Genomic DNA, 17,087 nt, shown 5'->3' with positions numbered 1-17,087 from the left:
TGTCGAGGACCCTTGCGCTGGTTGGGTCTGCCGTTCGCGCTGAGCGTGGCGCTGTATCCCCGGCCACCGGCGCCGGACGCCTGGATTTCCGCCGACGGGTCGGCGGTGGCGGTGAGATCTGGCGATGACGCAGTCCTGTTTCGCCCTGACGCCAAGCTGTTCGCCGCCGAGCTATGGGCGCGGCGGCGTGGACTCGCGGTTCCCCAGGACGGGTTGGCGCGTCGCGATCAGGCCTATGACTGTGATCGCTGGTCGTGTGCGCCGCGCCCAGGCGCGCTCGCGCCCCGGGTTGCGGCCATCATGACCCGCAGGCCCTCGACCATCGCGCGCAAGGCGCCTCTGTTCTGCGAGTGGGCGGACGTGGTGGTCGTCCGTGGCAAGGCCGCGCCGTGCCCCAGCGCCCTGACCCTGACTGAGGCCGATTTCGCCCGAGGCGGCTCGGCCGAGCTCTATCGGGAGCCGGCCGGTTGGCGGATCGTATGGGCGCAGGACCTGCGCGGCCAGCGCCCCTGGTCGCTTAGTGGTAGCGGCGGATGAGGCAGACCAGCCGGCCCTGGACCTGCACCTGGTCAGGCCCGAAAATGCGGGTCTCATAGGCGGGGTTGGAGGCCTCCAGCGCGATCGAGGCACCCTTGCGGCGCAAACGCTTGAGGGTGGCTTCCTCGCCCATGACCAGGGCCACGACGATGTCGCCGGAATTGGCGGCGTCGGTCCGGCGGATCACCACATAGTCGCCGTCGAGAATGCCGGCGTTGATCATCGAGTCGCCCTGGACTTCGAGCACGAAGTGCTCGCCCGCGCCCAACATGCTCTCGGGCACCGGCAGACGGTCGCGTTCCTGCTGGATCGCCTCGATGGGCGTCCCCGCGGCGATCTTGCCCAGGACCGGCAGGTCTCGAGTGTCGTTGGCCGGGTTGGGCTGGGGCTGTCCGGCCTCGACCAGCTGCGGCTTGAAGGGCGAGCGACCCTTGGGCGGCGACGAGGTCGTCGCCTGTTGCGGCAGCTTCACCACCTCCAAGGCCCTGGCCCTGTGCGGCAGACGGCGGAGGAAGCCACGCTCCTCCAGCGCCGTGATCAGCCGGTGAATCCCGGACTTGGACGCCAGATCCAACGCCTCTTTCATCTCGTCGAACGAGGGCGAAACGCCGCTTTCCTTGATCCGCTCATGAATGAACATGAGAAGTTCGTGTTGTTTACGGGTGAGCATGGCAGTCGGGCCCTTGGAGAACAAAGCGCAAACGTTGGAAATGTTCTCTAGGTGTTCCTGATTAATGTCAAGTTACCACCTTCAGCCTTGAAATCTCTGGGCTTTCCTTCAGCGGGTCAAGTCGACTTCGGCGGCAGACGACTCAGGGGCTGGGTCGAGGGGTAGGCCGCGAGGAATCGCTCGGCCACGAAGTGCAGCACAACGTCGGGTTTCTCGCGTTCGATGAAGTCGGCGATCACGTCGCCCTCGTGCCAGACATAGACCGACCGTGAGAAGTGCTCGGCCAGGAAATCGATGCTCAGGGTTGCCGTCGAGTCTCGGAAGACCACGGCGGTCGGCAGGGTCTTGTCGTCCTGTTCCTTGATGATCAGTTCGCGACCGTCGAACACCTCGGCGTAGTCCTGCGGGATCTCAATGGTTCGGGCCTTGAGCTCATCGTCGCGCACCGACAGCGCGATGGTGAGTTCCAGCATTGTTCCACGGGCCCGGCCATGTCTGGCCTCCGCTTCGAACTCGGCCTTCTGACCCTCGTCGATCTGGACATATACGTCGCCCTCCATGCCCGCGATCCAGGCGCGCATCTCGCCGTAGGTCTTGGCCGGCGGGGTCGAGATTCCCGCCTCCCGCGCTGCCTCGATGGCCAGTCGATAGAGGTGATAGGCGCCCAGCCAGTTCACGTGGGTGTCGCCGCGAAAGTAAAGCAGGCCGAAGCGTTTCAGCGGCTCGAAGGCGTGGGCGAGATAGCGCACGGCCTGAGGCGCCATGGCGGCCAGGAGGACCGCCGGGCGACGGCGGGAGAGGCGCAACCTGTCCAGTCCGAGCGGCAGCCACTCGCGATATGCGACGCTCTTTTCCGGGCTGATAAACATGAGGTAGGGCGCAGGCGCGATCAGCCGCCGACGCTCGGCCAGGGTAGCTGCGACCCGGTCGCGCTCCGCGCGCGACCAGCGCTTCAGCCCGAACTGCCAGCTCAGGAAGTCGTGGGTGTCGTTGACCAGGAAGACCCAGCCGCCGGGAGCGATCAGGGCCTTGCCCGCCTGCCGGGCCTTGGCGGCCTCGACGCGCCGGCGCGCGCCGATCAAGCGAGCAGGGCCCGCGTGGCGGCGGCCACGTCGGCCTGGCGCATCAGGCTCTCGCCGACCAGCATGGCGCGCGCACCGCAGCGTTCGAGTCGCGCGGCGTCGGCGGGCGTGAAGAGGCCGCTCTCAGTGACCAGCAGCGCATCGTCGGGCGCGGCGGCGGCGAGCCGCTCGGTGATGGCCAGGTCGACGTTGAAGGTGCGCAGATCGCGATTGTTGACCCCTACAAGTCGCGCGCCCAGAGCTCCCGCGCGGGCCATCTCGGCCTCGTCATGGACCTCGACCAGGGCGTCCATTTGGAGGCGGGCGGCCTCCGACATCAGGTCGGCGGCCAAGGCGTCGTCCACCATGGCCAGGATCACCAGGATCGCGTCGGCGCCGAAACCCCGCGACTCGGCGACCTGCCACGGGTCGACCAGGAACTCCTTGCGTAGGGCGGGCAAGGCCACGGTGTCGCGCGCGGCGGCGAGGAAGCCGTCGGCCCCCTGGAAGCTCGGGGTGTCGGTCAGCACCGAAAGGCATGCCGCGCCGCCGGCCTCATAGGCCTGGGCCAGGGCGGGCGGATCGAAGTCTTCGCGGATCAGACCCTTGGACGGAGAAGCCTTCTTGATCTCGGCGATCAGCGCCAGACGGCCCGGCGCATGGCGTCGCTCCAGCGCCGCGCGGAACCCGCGGGGCGGGGAGGCGGCCCTGGCGGCGCGCTCCAGGTCGTCAAGTGAGCGGCGGGCCTTACGCTCGATCACCTCATCGCGCTTGTAGGCGGCGATCTTGTCGAGGATGTCGCTCATGGGAGGTTGGAGATGGCGACCAGCTTGGCGAGTGTCGCCTTGGCCCGGCCGTCGTCGATCACCTGCGCGGCCAGCCCGACGCCGTCGCGAAGGGTCTCGACCTGGTCACCGACCAGGAAGGCGGCGGCGGCGTTCAGCAGCACGATGTCGCGATAGGGGCTCTTGGCTCCATCCAGCAGATCGCTAAGCGCCTTGGCGTTGTCCGCCGGCGATCCGCCGGTCAGATCGGCCAGGGCCGCGCGCGGCAGGCCAACGGCCTCCGGGGTGATCGTGAACAGCCGAACCTGGCCGTCGCGATACTCCGCCACGCTGGTCTCGCCCGTGGTGGTCATCTCGTCCATGCCGCCGCCATGCACCACCCACGCCCGCGTCGAGCCCAGAGCGCCCAGCACGCGAGCCAGCGGCTCCACCCAGCGGTCGGCGAACACGCCCATGACCTGGCGCTGCGCCCCGGCCGGATTGGTCAACGGCCCCAGCAGGTTGAAGATGGTTCGGAACCCCAACTCCGCACGGATCGGCGAGACATGCCGCATGGCGCCGTGATGGGTGGGCGCGAACATGAAGCAGATGCCGGCCTCGTCCAGCGCCTGTCGCTGGCGGACCCCTGAGGCCGAGATATTGACGCCCAGTTCGCCGAGCACATCGGCCGCGCCGGATTTCGACGACAGCGCCCGGTTGCCATGCTTGGCGACCTTGATGCCGCCGCCCGCCACCACGAAGCCCACGGCGGTGGAGATGTTCAGGGTATGCAGGCCGTCGCCGCCGGTGCCGCAGACGTCCATGGTCTCGTAGGGCAACTCCAGATGCACCGCGGCCTTGCGCATGGCGCGCGCGCAGGCGGTGATCTCGCCAATGGTCTCGCCGCGCATGCGCATGGCGGTGACGGCCGCGGCGACCTGGGCCGGTGTCGGTTCTCCGCGCAGGCAGGCGGCGAAGAAATCGCCTGCGTCGTCCTCGGTGAGAGTCCCGCCGTCAGCCAGGCGGCCCAGCAGCGGTTTGAAGGCGTCAGACATGCCGCTAGGCGACTTCCAGCGGCTTGCCGCCGGCCAGTTCCAGGAAGTTGGCCAGCATCAGGTGACCGCCCTCGGTGGCGATGGACTCGGGATGGAACTGCACGCCGTGGACCGGGCGGCTGCGGTGGGCGAAGCCCATGATCTCGCCGTCTTCGGTCCAGGCCGACACTTCCAGCTCGGCGGGGAGGGTGTCGCGCTCGACCGAGAGGCTGTGATAGCGGGTCGCGGTGAAGGGATCGGGCAGGCCCCGGAAGATGCCCTTGCCGTTGTGGCTGATGGCGCTGGTCTTGCCGTGCATCACCTGCTTGGCGCGCACCACGTCGCCGCCATAGGCCTGGCCGATGGCCTGGTGACCCAGGCAGACGCCGAGGATGGGCAGGTCTTCCGGCGCCGCGCCCAGAAGACCCAGGCAGATGCCGGCCTCGTTGGGCGTGCAGGGACCCGGCGACAGCAACACGCCTTGGGGGCGCAGGCCGAGCGCCTCCTGAACGCTCAGCGCGTCATTGCGATAGACAAGCGTCTCCGCCCCCAGCTCGTTCAGATAATGAACCAGGTTGTAGGTGAAGCTGTCGTAGTTATCGATCACCAGGATCATACGGGTTCTCTAGGCTGCGCTTTGGGCCGCGCCAAGACCCCGCATTGCGGTGAGGCGCCTTTGGCGGGATGCTGTGGCCATGCCGCCCGCCGATTCCGCCCTCGACGCCACGATGATCGCCAGAGCCCGCCGACTGCTGAAGGGACCTGAGGTTCGCGAGCGGGTGTGGCCCGCGCTGTGCGCGGCGGCTTTCGCCGCCTCGACGGCGCTGGCGCTCGCCACAGCGATGATCCTGGCCCCGCCGGTGACCACGACCCCCATAGTCGAGCGGACGCGTTAGACGAAACGCCACGCCTCTTCGGCTGCGCTGCGCAGGGCTTTCGCCTTGTGCAGGGTCTCGTCGTATTCCGCGTCGGCGTCGCTGTCGGCGACCACGCCGCCGCCCGCCTGGACGTACATGGTCCCGTCCTTGAAGCAGGCGGTGCGCAGGACGATGCAGGTGTCCACCGAGCCGTCGGCGCCGAAGTAGCCGACCGCGCCGGCATAGGCGATGCCGCGCTTCTCCTGCTCCAGCTCATCGATGATCTCCATGGCGCGGACCTTGGGTGCGCCGGAGAGGGTGCCGGCGGGCAAGGCGGCCATCAGGACGTCGACCGGGTCCAGGCCTTCGGGGGCGTCGCCCTCGACGTTGGAGACCAGGTGCATGACGTGGCTATATCGCTCGACGAAGAATGAGCCCGTGACGCGGACGCGGGGCCCGCGCGACGGCTGCGGCGGCTCGTTGGCGCCCGAGGCCTTCAGCATGGCCACGCGTCCCACATCGTTGCGCCCCAGATCCAACAGCATCAGGTGTTCGGCGCGCTCCTTGGGATCGGCGATCAGCTCGGCCTCAAGGCGGCGGTCCTCTTCGGGCGTCGCGCCGCGGGGGCGGGTGCCGGCGATGGGACGGATCGTGATCTTGCCGTCGCGCAGCCGCACCAGGATTTCCGGGCTGGACCCCGCAAGCTGGAAATCGCCGAAGTTTAGATAGAACAGGAACGGCGAGGGGTTCGTCCGCCGCAGGGACCGGTAGAGCGCGAATGGGTCAAGGGCGAACGGTGCGCGGAACCGGTGGCTGGGCACCACCTGGAAGATGTCGCCGGCCAGGATGTAGTCCTTCGCCCGCGCCACGATGCGATGATAGTCCTCGCGGCTGACCGGGGTGGTGAACCTGTCCGGCTCGGGAACGCCGTCGCCGGCCAAGGGCGGGGCCGAGCTCCGTAGGTCGGCCATCACCTCGGCCAGACGGGCCTTGGCGTCCTCATAGGCGACCTTGGCGGGCAGCTCGGAGGGCCGCACCGTGGTGACCAGCACGATCTCCTGGGCGATGGCGTCGAAGATGGCGACCATGGACGGTCGGGTCATCAGGCCGTCGGGTAGGTCGAGGGGGTCGGGGTTGACGTTGGGCAGGCGCTCGACCAGCCGGATCATGTCGTAGCCGATAGCCCCGAACACCCCCGCCGACATCGGCGGCAGGCCGTCGGGCAGGTCCAGCCGGGAACGCGCCACCAGGTCGCGCAGCGAATCCAAGGCTCCGCCGGCCTGGGACTGGAATCGTCCCGCCTCGATGTCCGGTCCCACCGCGATCTCGGCCTTGTCGCCCCGGCACCTCCAGACGAGGTCGGGCTTCATGGCGATGACCGAGTAGCGGCCGCGATGCGCCCCGCCCTCGACGGATTCGAACAGGAACGCGTAGGGCCGTCCGTGGGCGATCTTCAGATAGGCCGAGACCGGCGTCTCCAGATCGTCGATCAGGCGGGTCCAGACCACCTGCGGCGCGCCTTGAGCATACTTGGTCTCAAAGTCCGCAAACGCAGGTTCGATCGTCACTTGCTCTTCTCCGCCTTGCCGGGGGCGCCGGCCTTCGGGTCTTCCTTCAAGGGCTCCAGGCCCAACGCCAGGCGCGCCTTGTCCGGATAGATCTTCACCTTGATCTCCTGGCGCGCGGCGCGGCGGGCGGTTTCGCCGATCTCGCGGAACACCCCCATGGTCATTTGCGGGCGGCCTTCCTCGGTCAGGCGGGCCAGGTTCGCGCCGCTGGGCGCGCGGACCGCTTCCAGCTTGGCCACCACCAGGCCGAATCGGGGGTCCTCTGCGACGAAGACCTCGCCCGGCTTGGCGCCGAAGGCCTTGACCAGGGCGTCGCGCGACAGGGCCTGCGACTGCTCGGCGTTCTGGCGATCGAGGGCGGCCACGCGGGCCACTTGGGTTCCGGCCGAGGTCGCGACGGCCTCCAGGGTTTCGCCCTTGTTCATACGCGCGACGAAGCCGTCGGCCTTAGCCTGCATCCGCTTGACCATCTCGCGCATCATCCAGACGCGTGTGAGCTGCGGCTTGACCTCGGCCAGCGGCGGCATCGACTTGGGGATCACCCGCTCGACGCGGACGGCGAAATATTCCCCGTTGCCGACCTCCTGGATGTCGCTTTCGCCGCCGGCGGGCAGGGCGAAGGCCGCTTCCAATATTTTCGGCGTCAAGCCGGGAACAGGCTGGCCCTGGCCGCCGACACCCTGGGCCGTGACCGGGCCGATGGTCATCGACGGCACGCCCGCCTTCTTGGCGGCGTCGGGCAGGTTCGCGCCCCCCGCGTGAGCGTCTTCGTAAGCCTGGCTGAGCGCGTAGACCTTCTCCGCGGCGGCGTCCTTGCGCAGCTCTGCCTCGATCTGCGGACGAATGTCGGCCAGAGCCACGGTCTGGCCGGGGGTGATCTTGGTGACCCGCACCACGGCGTAGCCAAGCGCGCCCTGGATCGGGGCGGAGATCTCGCCGGCCTTCAGCGCGAACACGGCCTGGCCGACCCGCGGATCGGCGATGGCGGTGCGCGGCTTGTCGACATAGACGATGGGCTCGACGCCCAGCGAACGCGCGACGGCGGTGGCGTCCTCGCCCTTGGCCAGGCGATCGGCGACCGCCTTGGCCACCGCGGCGTCCTTGGCCGGAACCTGGATCAGCGACCGGGTCTCGGGCTTGGCCAGGGTGTCCTTTCGGAAGTCGTAGCGCTTCTGAACCTCGGCCTCGTCAATAGGCAGGTCGCCTTGGATCAGGGCTGGACTGAAGGCCACCAGCGTCAGCACGCGCAGTTCGGGGCGCGTCAGCCGCTCGGCGTTCTGCTGCATGAAGGCGGTGAGTTCGGCGTCGGTGGGCGGCTTGGGCGGTTCAACGCTGCGCGGATCGATGGGGAAGAACCCCACGTCGCGGGCTTCCAGGCCGTAAACGGCGGCCAGCGCGGTGTAGGCGCGCGGCACGCGCAGCCCGTTGACCATGGCCGAGATCGTGTGGGCCTGAGCGATTTCGTCGCGCATGACCGTGTCGAACTTCTCGGGCGTCATGCCTGCTTCGTTCAGGCGCTGCAGGTAGAGATTCTTATCGAAGGCGCCGGAGATCGGGTTGAAGAAGGCTTGGATCTTGCGGATCTCCTTCTCCATCAGGCCGTCCGACGGACGGATGCCGGCCCGGTAGAGCATCTCGCCAAAGGCTTCGCGCGAGGCGAGCTCCTCCAGGACACGGGTGTCGACCTTGTTCTCGACGGCCATCTCAACGGTGACCGGTTGGCCCATCTGCTGCTCGGCGTTCTTGCGGAAGGCGTCGAACTCCCGCTTGAAGTCGGCGGCGCTGACCCCCCGCGATCCCGCGGTGATCACGTCATTCGAGAAATTGCCCTTGAACGCATCGTTGATGCCGAAGATCGCGAAGCTGATGATCAGCAGACCGATGAGGACGGCGGCGACCCAGGATTTCGCGAATTTGCGTGTGGCGACGAGCATCTGATCTTACCTGAGCCTGTTCGGCGTGAACTGTGGAACCGGGGGTATAGTGGAGGGCGCTTCCCCCCCGCAAGCGCGTGACAGAAAGTGCGGCTTGGCTTAACGCGCCAGCAAGCACTGGAAACGAGGCCCCGATGACCACTCCCGCCCCCCTGATCGCTGGCAATTGGAAGATGAATGGGGTCGCGGCCTCGCTGAACGAGGCGCTGGCCACCGCCGCCGGACTGGGGGCGACGACCGCCCGCGTGGCGATCTGCCCGCCCGCGACCCTGACAGCCCGCGCCGCCGACACCTTGAAGGGCACCAAGCTTCTGGTCGGCGGCCAGGACTGCCGCGCCGAGGCGTCTGGCGCCTTCACCGGCGACGTCTCGGCCGCGATGCTGGTCGATGCCGGGGCGAGGCTGGTGATCCTGGGTCACTCGGAGCGGCGCGCGGGGTATGGCGAGACCGACGCCATTGTCGCGGCCAAGACGTCCGCCGCGCTCGCCGCGGGCCTCGAACCGATCGTCTGCGTGGGCGAGACCCTGGATGAGCGCAAGGCCGGCAAGGCGCTGGAGATCGTCACCGGGCAGGTGAGGGGATCGCTGCCGGCCGAGTTGGCGGGCAAGGCCTTCTGCGTCGCCTATGAACCCGTCTGGGCCATCGGGACCGGCCTTACCCCGTCGCTGGCCGAGATCGAAGAGGTCCATGTCGCCATCCGCGCCACCCTGGTCGAGATCTTCGGCGACCACGGCAAGGTCCCGCCGATTCTCTACGGCGGCTCGGTGAAACCTTCGAACGCCGCCGAAATCCTTCGTGCGGCTGAGGTCGGCGGCGCCCTGGTCGGCGGCGCCTCGCTGAAGGCCGAGGATTTCCTTGGGATCATTGGCGCGCTCTAGGCGCTCGGCCCCTTCAGCTCGATGGTATTGCCCTCCGGGTCCTGAATATAAAGCGACAGACCGTCGCCGTCGGCGCCATAACGCTCGCCTTCGTCGGCGATGGTCACGCCATGCGCCGTCAGGTGCGCGCGGATGGCCGCCTCGTCGAAGGGGCGCACGCGCAGGCAGACGTGGTCCAGGTTGCGGCCTTCTAGGCCCGGCGCGGCCCCGCCCAGGACGCCCAGCCGCCCGTCGACGGTCACCAGGTCGATGAGATCGTCGCCGATACGCAGGTGGGTAAGGCCCAGTTCCGGCCGATCCCAGTCGACGCCGGCGCCCAGGACATCGGTGTAGAAGGCGATCATCGCCGCCTTGTCGCTGATCCGAAGGACGATGTGGTCGAAGCCGGCCAGGGTGATGGGGTTTGTCATGACCCTCAGATCGGAGCTTCCAGGCCTAAAGCAAGAGGCCGAACAGCCGACAGTCGCGGCGGTCGCCGTCGCGCAGCACGTGGCCGCGCAACAGGCCTTCCTCCTTGAAGCCAAGCTTCACCAGCAGGGCGTCGGAGCGCAGGTTGCCCAGGTGGGTCCGGGCGCTCAGCCGCCGGAAGCCTGAGGACGCGGCGAAGGCGATCACCGCCCGCATGGCCTCCAGGGCATAGCCCTGGCCCCAGGCGCCGCGGCCCAGCATGAAGCCGATCTCGGCGCGCTTATGGCGGCGGTCGATGTCGGACAGATCGCAAGCGCCCAGGAATCGCTCCTCGCCCAGGGTCAAAATCGTCCAATGAATGGCGCGGTTGATCTCCACGTCGGCGACCTGCCCCTCCACGACCTCACGCACCACGTCGGGGTCGTCGATCTCGGGCACGTCCCAGTGGGCCATGACTTCCGGGTCGCTCAGGATGGGGAACAGGCGGTCGGCGTCGGAGGGCTCCAGGGGCCGGAGACTGAGGCGTTCGGTTTCAAGAATCATGAGCTTGCCTGCGACCTGCGACGCCCTAGCTATGGCCTTGCGAACTTCCCGGTGGTAGAGCGCGCGCTTCATTTCGGTGCGGGCGACCGCCCGAACGTATCGGACGACCTCATGCTGCTCGGCATTCTGCTCACCATTCACATCATCGTCTGCGTCGCGCTCATCGCCGTGGTGCTGCTTCAGCGCTCCGAGGGCGGCGCGCTGGGGATGGGCGGCGGGCCTACCGGCTTCATGAGCGCCCGCGGCGCCGGAGACCTGCTGACCCGCGTCACCTGGATCCTGGGCACGGTGTTCTTCGTGCTGAGCCTGGCGCTGACCCTGATGGCCGGGCGCGAACGCGGCGCCTCCTCGGTGGTCGACCGCCTGAAGATCGACAGCATCGACCCCAACAGTCTCAACCAGCCCGCGGCGCCCGCGCCGGCTCAACCCGCGCCGACCTCGCCGAACGCCGCGCCCCCGCCGCTAACCGCGCCGACGCCGACGGTTCGCAACCCCTTCGTCGGCGAAGAGCCCGCGGCTCCCGCACCGCCCAACCCCTGAGTCCAGAGTGATCGTGAAACCATCCCAAGGGCCGCGTGAGCGGCCCTCACGCCGTTTGTTGACCAAGATGTCGCGGGCTTCCGCCGCACGATCCACAGCTCATCACGAATCACGACGGGGCGCCCCGCCCGAATCAGAGCTAACCTGAACGCCCATGACCCGGTACATTTTCATCACCGGCGGCGTGGTCTCCTCCTTGGGAAAAGGTCTCGCGTCCGCCGCTCTCGGCGCCCTGTTGCAGGCTCGCGGCTACGGCGTGCGCCTGCGCAAGCTCGACCCCTATCTGAACGTCGATCCGGGGACGATGAGCCCCTATCAGCACGGCGAGGTCTTCGTGACCGACGACGGGGCTGAGACGGACCTGGACCTCGGCCACTACGAGCGATTCACCGGGGTGAACGCCACCAAGGCCGACAACATCACCACGGGCCAGATCTACAAGACCATCATCGAGAAGGAGCGGCGTGGCGACTATCTGGGCGCCACTGTCCAGGTGATCCCCCACGTCACCGACGAGATCCGCAACTTCGTGCTGAGCGATCCCGGCGAGGGCGTCGACTTCGTGCTGGTCGAGATTGGCGGCACCGTCGGCGACATCGAGGGCCTGCCGTTCTTCGAGGCGATCCGCCAGCTGGGCCAGGAGCTGCCCCGCGGCCACGCCTGCTACATTCACCTGACCCTGCTGCCGTACATCAAGACGGCCGGGGAGATGAAGACCAAGCCGACCCAGCACTCCGTGAAGGAGCTGCGGTCCATCGGCATCCAGCCGGACATCCTGCTGTGTCGCTGCGAGATGCCGATACCGGCCGGCGAGCGGCGCAAGATCGGTCTGTTCTGCAATGTCCGCGAAAGCGCCGTGATCCAGGCCATGGACAGCACCAACATCTATCACGTGCCGCTGGACTATCACGCCCAGGGCCTGGACCGCGAAGTGCTGGACGTGTTCGGCATGAACGAGACCGCGCCGGCGCCGGACCTGACCCGCTGGCAGGCGATTTCCGACACGCTCACCAATCCGGACGGCGAGGTGAACGTCGCCATCGTCGGCAAATATACCGGCCTGAGCGACGCCTATAAGTCGCTGGTCGAGGCCCTCGTCCACGGGGGCGTGGCCAACAATGTCCGCGTGAAGTTCGACTGGATCGAGGGCGAGGCCTTCGAGCGGGAGGAGGGGCTGATCTCCGAGCGCCTGACCGGGGTCCACGGGGTTCTGGTGCCCGGCGCCTTCGGAGAACGCGGTTCGGAGGGCATGATCCGCGCCGTCCAGTTCGCCCGCGAGCACGAGGTGCCCTATTTCGGCATCTGCTTCGGCATGCAGATGGCGATGATCGAGGCGGCCCGGAACCTGGCCGGCATCACGCACGCCTCGTCCACCGAGTTCGGTCCCACCTCCGAGCCCATCGTCGGCCTGATGACCGAGTGGACCAAGGGCAATGAGCGCGAGGTCCGCAAGGAGGGCGACGCGCTGGGCGGCACCATGCGCCTGGGGGCCTATGAGGCGATCCTGGCGGCGGGATCCAAGGTCGCGGAGATCTATGGCGGCCCGACGATCACTGAACGCCACCGCCACCGCTACGAGGTCAATATCGACTATCGCGACGCCATCGAACGGACGGGCCTGGCGTTTTCAGGCCTTTCGCCGGACGGGGTTCTGCCGGAGATCTGCGAGCGCGCCGACCATCCGTGGTTTGTCGGGGTGCAATTCCATCCTGAGCTGAAGAGCCGTCCGTTCGACCCGCACCCCTTGTTCGCAAGCTTCATCGGCGCGGCCAAGGAACGAAGCCGGCTGGTCTAGGACGCGTCCACGGCGCGATTTTCCGACGACGTCGGCAGGCGCTTGAAACGAGTCGGGCTTTCAGGCATACACCCGCGCTCACGTCGGCGGCCGGTCGTTCGGCCGCCGTCTCTATTTTCCACGCCTGCGAGATCCTCCCATGGCCGTTCCGAAACGCAAAGTATCCCCGTCGCGGCGCAACATGCGACGCTCGCACCACGCCCTGGGCGCCAATTCCTTCGTTGAAGACAAGGAAACCGGCGAACTGAAGCGCCCCCACCACATCGACCTGAAGACCGGCATGTACAAGGGTCGCCAGGTCATGACGCCGAAGGAAGACTAGTCCTGCCGGCGCGCCGCCTCTAAGCGGCGTCAAGCAATGCCCACCGCCCCCAGGCCCGGCCTGCGGGGCGGTTTTGCTTTGGGATCAGCCCTGGCCGCGTCCCCGCGCCTGGATCGCCGCGCGGCGATCCTCGACCATCTCAGGGGTCACATGTCGGTTATGGACCGTGGAGCGGGCGTGCTCGAGCTCCAGGCCGCGGCGCAGGGACAGCTCGTAGCCGTCGTCGATCATCGCCTTGTAGGTCACCAGCATTTCGGAATCGATCGTGGCCATGTCGGCGGCGAGCTTGAGCGCGGCGGGCATCAGCTCGGCGGGTTCGACCACGCGGTTCGCGAGGCCCCACTCGTACGCTGTCTTGGCGTCGAGGAAATTGCCGCTGAGGGAAAGTTCCTTGGCGCGGTAGGGGCCGATGGCGCGTGAGAGCTTTTGCGACAGACCCCACCCTGGGGTGATGCCGACGCGGGCGTGGGTGTCGGCGAACCGCGCGTTGGTCGAACAGATCAGCACGTCGCAGGCAAGCGCGAGTTCGAACCCGCCGGTGATCGCCACGCCGTTGATGGCCCCAATCACCGGCTTCTTGCAGGCGATCACCGCCCAGGCGGGGTTCTCGGAGGGCTCGACAGCGTTTGCGGCGCGCAGGCCGTCCGGGTCGCCGCCCAGTTCCTTCAGGTCGAGGCCGGCGGTGAAGGCGCGCTCGCCGGCTCCCGTCAGAACGATGACCCGCACCTCGGGATCGATCTCCAGGGCCTGCAGTGCGTCATGCAGGGCCGCCCGCAGCGCCTTGGACAGCGCGTTCATGGCTTCGGGGCGGTTCAGGGTCACGACGGCGACGCCGTCGGCGGTCTTCTCGGTAAGCAGCATGGGATCATGAACCGGAGACGGCGCGATCAAGTCAAGCCGACCTCGGTATGCAGGAGATCGACGACCCGCGTTTCGACCAGGTCCTGCCCCTCGACCGCGGCGAAGGCCGCCGCGGTTCGAACCGCCCCCGACATCCGCCTGTAGACGGCCACCTGGCTGCCCGGCCCGCCGCCGGTGTGCCCCAGGACCGCCCAGCCGGCGCGAAGGGTGGGCAGCATGACGCCCATGCCGTAGCCAGCCTCCAGCCAAGGCAGACGGTTGGCCCAGGGGAGGGCGCTCCGCTGCGCCATGAGCCGAAGCGACCACGCCGAAAGCGGGGAGGTTGCGCCAAGCAGGCCCTCCAGCACCCGGGCGGCTTCGACGAGGGGGCCGACAAACAGGCCGTGATAGACCCAGCCTGGATCGTAGCCGGCGTCGTCGCCCATGGTGACACCGGCCAGATCGTCGGCCAACAGGGCCAGGCGTCCGCCCTCCAGGCCCATGGGCCTGAACAGCAGATCGCGAGCCGCATCGCCCAGCCCTGAGCCGCAGGCCTCCTCGATCAGCTCCCGGATCCGCAGATACCCGATGTTCGAGTAAGCCCAGCCCTCGCCGGGCCTGAACAGCAGGTCCTCGGCTTTCGATCGTTCCAGCAGCTCGGCGCGGGACCAGGGCGCTTCGCGGTCGGCCACGGCGGCGTGATAGGCCTCCACACCTCCGTAGTCCCTCAGTCCCGACTGATGGCGCAGCAGGTGGCTCAGATTGAAGTCGTCCAGCGGCCGATCCAGCGACAACTTTCCCTGCTCAACCAGTCGCAGGGCGACCGCGGCGATGATGGACTTGCCGAAGCTCCACCACGGCACGACCAGATCGCCAGCCCTCTCGCTCACGACCTGTCCGTCTTCCAGCAGGGCGAAGGCGCTTGTCATGGCCGCAGAACGCCATGAAGCCGGCTGTAGCTCAAGGGCGCCCGAGATTGCCCCGAGTGTCGAAGCTGGCTAAGGGTCCCGCCAAACGCGCAGGAGCTTACATGACCGAGATCGTCGACATCACCGCCCGGGAAATTCTCGACAGCCGCGGCAATCCGACGGTCGAGGTCGACGTGGTCCTGGAGGACGGCGCCATGGGCCGCGCCGCCGTGCCCTCCGGCGCCTCGACCGGCGCGCACGAAGCCGTGGAGAAGCGCGATGGGGACAAGAAGCGCTATCTGGGCAAGGGCGTCCTGCAGGCGGTCGACGCGGTCAATGGCGAGATCTACGACGCGCTTTGCGGCTTCGAGGCCGAAGACCAACAGCGCCTGGACCGCGTGCTGATCGAACTGGACGCCACGCCGAACAAGAGCCGCCTGGGCGCCAACGCGATCCTGGGCGTCAGCCTGGCCACCGCCAAGGCCGCGGCGGTCAGCGCCGGCCTGCCACTCTACAAGTATGTGGGCGGGGTCTCGGCCCGTGTCCTGCCGGTGCCGATGATGAACATCATCAATGGCGGCGCCCACGCCGACAATCCGATCGACATCCAGGAATTCATGATCCTGCCCACCGGCGCCGACACCTTCGCCGAGGGTCTGCGCATGGGCGCGGAGATCTTCCACGCTCTGAAGAAGGCGCTGCACGACGCCGGTCACAACACCAATGTCGGCGACGAGGGCGGCTTCGCCCCCAATATCGGTTCGGCCGAAGAGGCGCTGGCCTTCATCGTGAAGGCGGGTCAGGCGGCGGGCTACAAGGCCGGCGACGACTTCCAGCTCGGCCTGGACGCGGCCTCCACCGAGTTCTTCAAGGGGGGCAAATACGTCATGGACGGGGAGGGCAAGTCGCTCGATCCGGGCGGCATGGTCGACTACCTGGCCGGCCTCGTGGCTAAGTTCCCGATCGTCACCATCGAAGACGGCATGGCCGAGGACGACCTGGAAGGCTGGAAGCTGCTCACCGACAAACTGGGCGGCAAGATCCAGCTCGTCGGCGACGACCTCTTCGTCACCAACCCCGCGCGGCTTTCGACGCTGGGCCTCGAGCAGGGGCTAGCCAACTCCATCCTCGTCAAGGTCAACCAGATCGGCACCCTGTCGGAGACGCTGGAGGCCGTGGATATGGCCCACCGCGCCGCCTACACCGCCGTGATGAGCCACCGCTCGGGCGAGACCGAGGACGCCACCATCGCCGACCTGGCCGTCGCGACCAACTGCGGGCAGATCAAGACCGGCTCGCTCTCGCGCTCCGACCGCACCGCCAAGTACAACCAACTCCTGCGGATCGAAGAAGAGCTGGGCGACCAGGCCGTCTATCTGGGCGCCAAGGCGATCAAGCACCTGTAGGAACAGCGACCCGTCGCGCGCCCGGCCAGAAACGTAACGCGAAATTAAGCACGATTGCGTGAGATGGCGCTGTTCAGGAGTCTTGGATTCGCCCGTGTTCGCTCGTCTCCGCCCCTATCTGCCCACAGCAGCCCTGGCGTTCCTGATCTTCTATTTCGGGTTCCACGCCTTCACCGGCGAACGGGGGCTTTTGTCCTCGACCCAGCGCGACGCCACGCTCGCGGCTAAGAGCCACGAACTCCAGGTCCTGCGTACCCAGAGACAGGATTTGGAGGCGCGCGCGCAGCTTCTGCGCGATACGAGCCTTTCCGCCGATCTGCTGGAAGAACGGGCGCGTTCCCTGCTAGGCTTCGCGCATCCGAACGACTATGTGATCCGCGTGAAGCCTTAGGGCGGATCAAGTCGTTCTAAGCGATCGGAAACGCGGAGCGTAACCGCGATGATGCATTCCTACGGGAGAGACGTATGGCGCGTGGGCAAGCTGCCTCTGCTGCTCGGCGAAAGCTCAATGATACCGGTGTCAATGGCTCCTCGGAAGGGCCTGTGACGAAGGACGAGCTTCTCAAATACTACCGCGACATGCTGATGATCCGCCGCTTCGAAGAGCGGGCGGGGCAGCTTTACGGCATGGGTCTGATCGGTGGCTTCTGCCACCTCTATATCGGCCAGGAAGCCATCGCGGTCGGCGTGCAGGCGATCAAGGAGCCGGGTGATCAGGTGATCACCGGCTACCGCGATCACGGCCACATGCTGGCCTGCGGCATGGATCCCCGCGAGGTCATGGCCGAGCTGACCGGCCGCGCCGGCGGGTCGTCCAAGGGCAAGGGCGGGTCGATGCACATGTTCTCGACCGAAGCCGACTTCTACGGCGGTCACGGCATCGTCGGCACCCAGGTGGCGCTGGGCACCGGACTGGCGCTGGCCAACCACTACCGGGACAACAAGAAGGTCAGCTTCACCTATTTCGGGGACGGCGCGGCCAACCAGGGCCAAGTCTATGAGAGCTTCAACATGGCTCAGCT

General features: G+C 67.6%; 19 protein-coding genes and 1 pseudogene. 9 read left to right on the top strand and 11 right to left on the bottom strand.

What is annotated here, in order from left to right; all coding sequences use genetic code 11:
* Positions 1–537 (top strand): annotated as a pseudogene (locus tag RMO04_RS06985) (competence protein ComEC); the annotation flags it as partial.
* Here the strand turns inward: RMO04_RS06985 and lexA are convergent.
* The 5 genes from lexA to RMO04_RS06960 all read right to left on the bottom strand — a co-directional run bounded on the left by lexA (position 518) and on the right by RMO04_RS06960 (position 4,682).
* Positions 518–1,207, bottom strand: coding sequence for a transcriptional repressor LexA (gene lexA, locus RMO04_RS06980; protein WP_309644067.1), 690 nt, complete (start codon positions 1,205–1,207; stop codon positions 518–520). The pseudogene RMO04_RS06985 and the gene lexA sit on opposite strands and share 20 nt — an antisense overlap.
* A 116-nt stretch (positions 1,208–1,323) precedes the next feature.
* Positions 1,324–2,289, bottom strand: a complete 966-nt coding sequence (locus RMO04_RS06975; RefSeq protein WP_309644066.1) for a hypothetical protein — start codon at positions 2,287–2,289, stop codon at positions 1,324–1,326.
* Positions 2,286–3,074 (bottom strand): indole-3-glycerol phosphate synthase TrpC, encoded by a 789-nt coding sequence (gene trpC / locus RMO04_RS06970; protein ID WP_309644065.1) that lies wholly within the window; start codon positions 3,072–3,074, stop codon positions 2,286–2,288. Before trpC ends, RMO04_RS06975 begins: the two co-directional genes overlap by 4 nt.
* Positions 3,071–4,087 (bottom strand): anthranilate phosphoribosyltransferase, encoded by a 1,017-nt coding sequence (gene trpD, locus RMO04_RS06965; protein ID WP_309644064.1) that lies wholly within the window; start codon positions 4,085–4,087, stop codon positions 3,071–3,073. The genes trpC and trpD overlap by 4 nt, the downstream gene beginning before the upstream one ends.
* Before the next feature lie 4 nt (positions 4,088–4,091).
* A complete protein-coding gene (locus tag RMO04_RS06960) occupies positions 4,092–4,682 on the bottom strand; it encodes an aminodeoxychorismate/anthranilate synthase component II (RefSeq protein ID WP_309644063.1) in 591 nt (196 codons plus the stop codon).
* 79 nt (positions 4,683–4,761) lie between these two features.
* Between RMO04_RS06960 and RMO04_RS06955 the strand changes: the two genes are divergently transcribed.
* On the top strand, positions 4,762–4,962 hold the full coding sequence (locus RMO04_RS06955) for a hypothetical protein (protein ID WP_309644062.1): 201 nt from the start codon (positions 4,762–4,764) through the stop codon (positions 4,960–4,962).
* On the opposite strand, the gene trpE is transcribed toward RMO04_RS06955, so the two are convergent.
* Together trpE and RMO04_RS06945 are read right to left on the bottom strand one after the other, a co-directional pair.
* Complete coding sequence (gene trpE / locus RMO04_RS06950) at positions 4,959–6,491, bottom strand: anthranilate synthase component I (RefSeq protein ID WP_309644061.1); 1,533 nt, start codon at positions 6,489–6,491, stop codon at positions 4,959–4,961. The two genes, RMO04_RS06955 and trpE, sit on opposite strands and share 4 nt — an antisense overlap.
* The gene (locus RMO04_RS06945) at positions 6,488–8,425 is read right to left on the bottom strand and encodes a peptidyl-prolyl cis-trans isomerase (RefSeq protein ID WP_309644060.1); all 1,938 of its coding nucleotides are present in this window, start codon (positions 8,423–8,425) and stop codon (positions 6,488–6,490) included. Before RMO04_RS06945 ends, trpE begins: the two co-directional genes overlap by 4 nt.
* A gap of 134 nt (positions 8,426–8,559) precedes the next feature.
* Here RMO04_RS06945 and tpiA point away from each other — a divergent pair, with 134 nt between their 5' ends.
* Positions 8,560–9,303: a triose-phosphate isomerase gene (gene tpiA / locus RMO04_RS06940; RefSeq protein ID WP_309644059.1), complete on the top strand. Its 744-nt coding sequence runs from the start codon at positions 8,560–8,562 to the stop codon at positions 9,301–9,303.
* On the opposite strand, the gene RMO04_RS06935 is transcribed toward tpiA, so the two are convergent.
* Positions 9,300–9,713: a VOC family protein gene (locus RMO04_RS06935; protein ID WP_309644058.1), complete on the bottom strand. Its 414-nt coding sequence runs from the start codon at positions 9,711–9,713 to the stop codon at positions 9,300–9,302. The two genes, tpiA and RMO04_RS06935, sit on opposite strands and share 4 nt — an antisense overlap.
* A gap of 25 nt (positions 9,714–9,738) precedes the next feature.
* Positions 9,739–10,254, bottom strand: a complete 516-nt coding sequence (locus tag RMO04_RS06930; RefSeq protein WP_309644057.1) for a GNAT family N-acetyltransferase — start codon at positions 10,252–10,254, stop codon at positions 9,739–9,741.
* A 111-nt stretch (positions 10,255–10,365) separates the two neighbouring features.
* On the opposite strand from RMO04_RS06930, the gene secG reads away from it, so the two are divergent.
* The 3 genes from secG (at position 10,366) to rpmF (ending at position 12,911) form a co-directional block, all read left to right on the top strand.
* Positions 10,366–10,794, top strand: coding sequence for a preprotein translocase subunit SecG (gene secG / locus RMO04_RS06925; RefSeq protein WP_309644056.1), 429 nt, complete (start codon positions 10,366–10,368; stop codon positions 10,792–10,794).
* 154 nt (positions 10,795–10,948) lie between these two features.
* Complete coding sequence (locus tag RMO04_RS06920; RefSeq protein WP_309644055.1) at positions 10,949–12,589, top strand: CTP synthase; 1,641 nt, start codon at positions 10,949–10,951, stop codon at positions 12,587–12,589.
* A gap of 139 nt (positions 12,590–12,728) precedes the next feature.
* The gene (gene rpmF / locus RMO04_RS06915; RefSeq protein ID WP_309644054.1) at positions 12,729–12,911 is read left to right on the top strand and encodes a 50S ribosomal protein L32; all 183 of its coding nucleotides are present in this window, start codon (positions 12,729–12,731) and stop codon (positions 12,909–12,911) included.
* 84 nt (positions 12,912–12,995) lie between these two features.
* Here the strand turns inward: rpmF and RMO04_RS06910 are convergent, their stop codons facing one another.
* On the bottom strand, positions 12,996–13,772 hold the full coding sequence (locus RMO04_RS06910; RefSeq protein WP_309644053.1) for an enoyl-CoA hydratase: 777 nt from the start codon (positions 13,770–13,772) through the stop codon (positions 12,996–12,998).
* Between the two features lie 26 nt (positions 13,773–13,798).
* Positions 13,799–14,680, bottom strand: a complete 882-nt coding sequence (locus RMO04_RS06905; protein WP_309644052.1) for a serine hydrolase domain-containing protein — start codon at positions 14,678–14,680, stop codon at positions 13,799–13,801.
* 101 nt (positions 14,681–14,781) lie between these two features.
* Between RMO04_RS06905 and eno the strand changes: the two genes are divergently transcribed.
* The 3 genes from eno to RMO04_RS06890 form a co-directional block, all read left to right on the top strand.
* Entirely contained in the window at positions 14,782–16,065 is a 1,284-nt protein-coding gene (gene eno / locus RMO04_RS06900) for a phosphopyruvate hydratase (RefSeq protein ID WP_309644051.1), read from the top strand.
* Positions 16,066–16,159: 94 nt separating this feature from the next.
* Entirely contained in the window at positions 16,160–16,456 is a 297-nt protein-coding gene (locus tag RMO04_RS06895) for a septum formation initiator family protein (protein ID WP_309644050.1), read from the top strand.
* A gap of 74 nt (positions 16,457–16,530) precedes the next feature.
* The coding region (locus tag RMO04_RS06890; protein WP_309644049.1) for a thiamine pyrophosphate-dependent enzyme at positions 16,531–17,087 on the top strand (557 nt) is incomplete at its 3' end.

This window comes from Phenylobacterium sp. (assembly GCF_031412415.1).
Taxonomy (GTDB): domain Bacteria; phylum Pseudomonadota; class Alphaproteobacteria; order Caulobacterales; family Caulobacteraceae; genus Phenylobacterium.
The sequence above is the reverse complement of the archived record's forward strand: the minus strand, read 5'-3'. Positions and strand labels throughout refer to the sequence as shown.

What these genes read in the sequence shown, in the direction of transcription:
- RMO04_RS06905 (WP_309644052.1), bottom strand. Translation starts at nt 14,680, where the DNA reads ATGACAAGCGCCTTCGCCCTGCTGGAAGACGGACAGGTCGTGAGCGAG.
- RMO04_RS06930 (WP_309644057.1), bottom strand. Translation starts at nt 10,254, where the DNA reads ATGATTCTTGAAACCGAACGCCTCAGTCTCCGGCCCCTGGAGCCCTCC.
- RMO04_RS06910 (WP_309644053.1), bottom strand. Translation starts at nt 13,772, where the DNA reads ATGCTGCTTACCGAGAAGACCGCCGACGGCGTCGCCGTCGTGACCCTG.
- secG (WP_309644056.1), top strand. Translation starts at nt 10,366, where the DNA reads ATGCTGCTCGGCATTCTGCTCACCATTCACATCATCGTCTGCGTCGCG.
- eno (WP_309644051.1), top strand. Translation starts at nt 14,782, where the DNA reads ATGACCGAGATCGTCGACATCACCGCCCGGGAAATTCTCGACAGCCGC.
- RMO04_RS06955 (WP_309644062.1), top strand. Translation starts at nt 4,762, where the DNA reads ATGCCGCCCGCCGATTCCGCCCTCGACGCCACGATGATCGCCAGAGCC.
- RMO04_RS06945 (WP_309644060.1), bottom strand. Translation starts at nt 8,425, where the DNA reads ATGCTCGTCGCCACACGCAAATTCGCGAAATCCTGGGTCGCCGCCGTC.
- trpC (WP_309644065.1), bottom strand. Translation starts at nt 3,074, where the DNA reads ATGAGCGACATCCTCGACAAGATCGCCGCCTACAAGCGCGATGAGGTG.
- lexA (WP_309644067.1), bottom strand. Translation starts at nt 1,207, where the DNA reads ATGCTCACCCGTAAACAACACGAACTTCTCATGTTCATTCATGAGCGG.
- trpD (WP_309644064.1), bottom strand. Translation starts at nt 4,087, where the DNA reads ATGTCTGACGCCTTCAAACCGCTGCTGGGCCGCCTGGCTGACGGCGGG.
- RMO04_RS06960 (WP_309644063.1), bottom strand. Translation starts at nt 4,682, where the DNA reads ATGATCCTGGTGATCGATAACTACGACAGCTTCACCTACAACCTGGTT.
- rpmF (WP_309644054.1), top strand. Translation starts at nt 12,729, where the DNA reads ATGGCCGTTCCGAAACGCAAAGTATCCCCGTCGCGGCGCAACATGCGA.
- RMO04_RS06935 (WP_309644058.1), bottom strand. Translation starts at nt 9,713, where the DNA reads ATGACAAACCCCATCACCCTGGCCGGCTTCGACCACATCGTCCTTCGG.
- RMO04_RS06920 (WP_309644055.1), top strand. Translation starts at nt 10,949, where the DNA reads ATGACCCGGTACATTTTCATCACCGGCGGCGTGGTCTCCTCCTTGGGA.
- tpiA (WP_309644059.1), top strand. Translation starts at nt 8,560, where the DNA reads ATGACCACTCCCGCCCCCCTGATCGCTGGCAATTGGAAGATGAATGGG.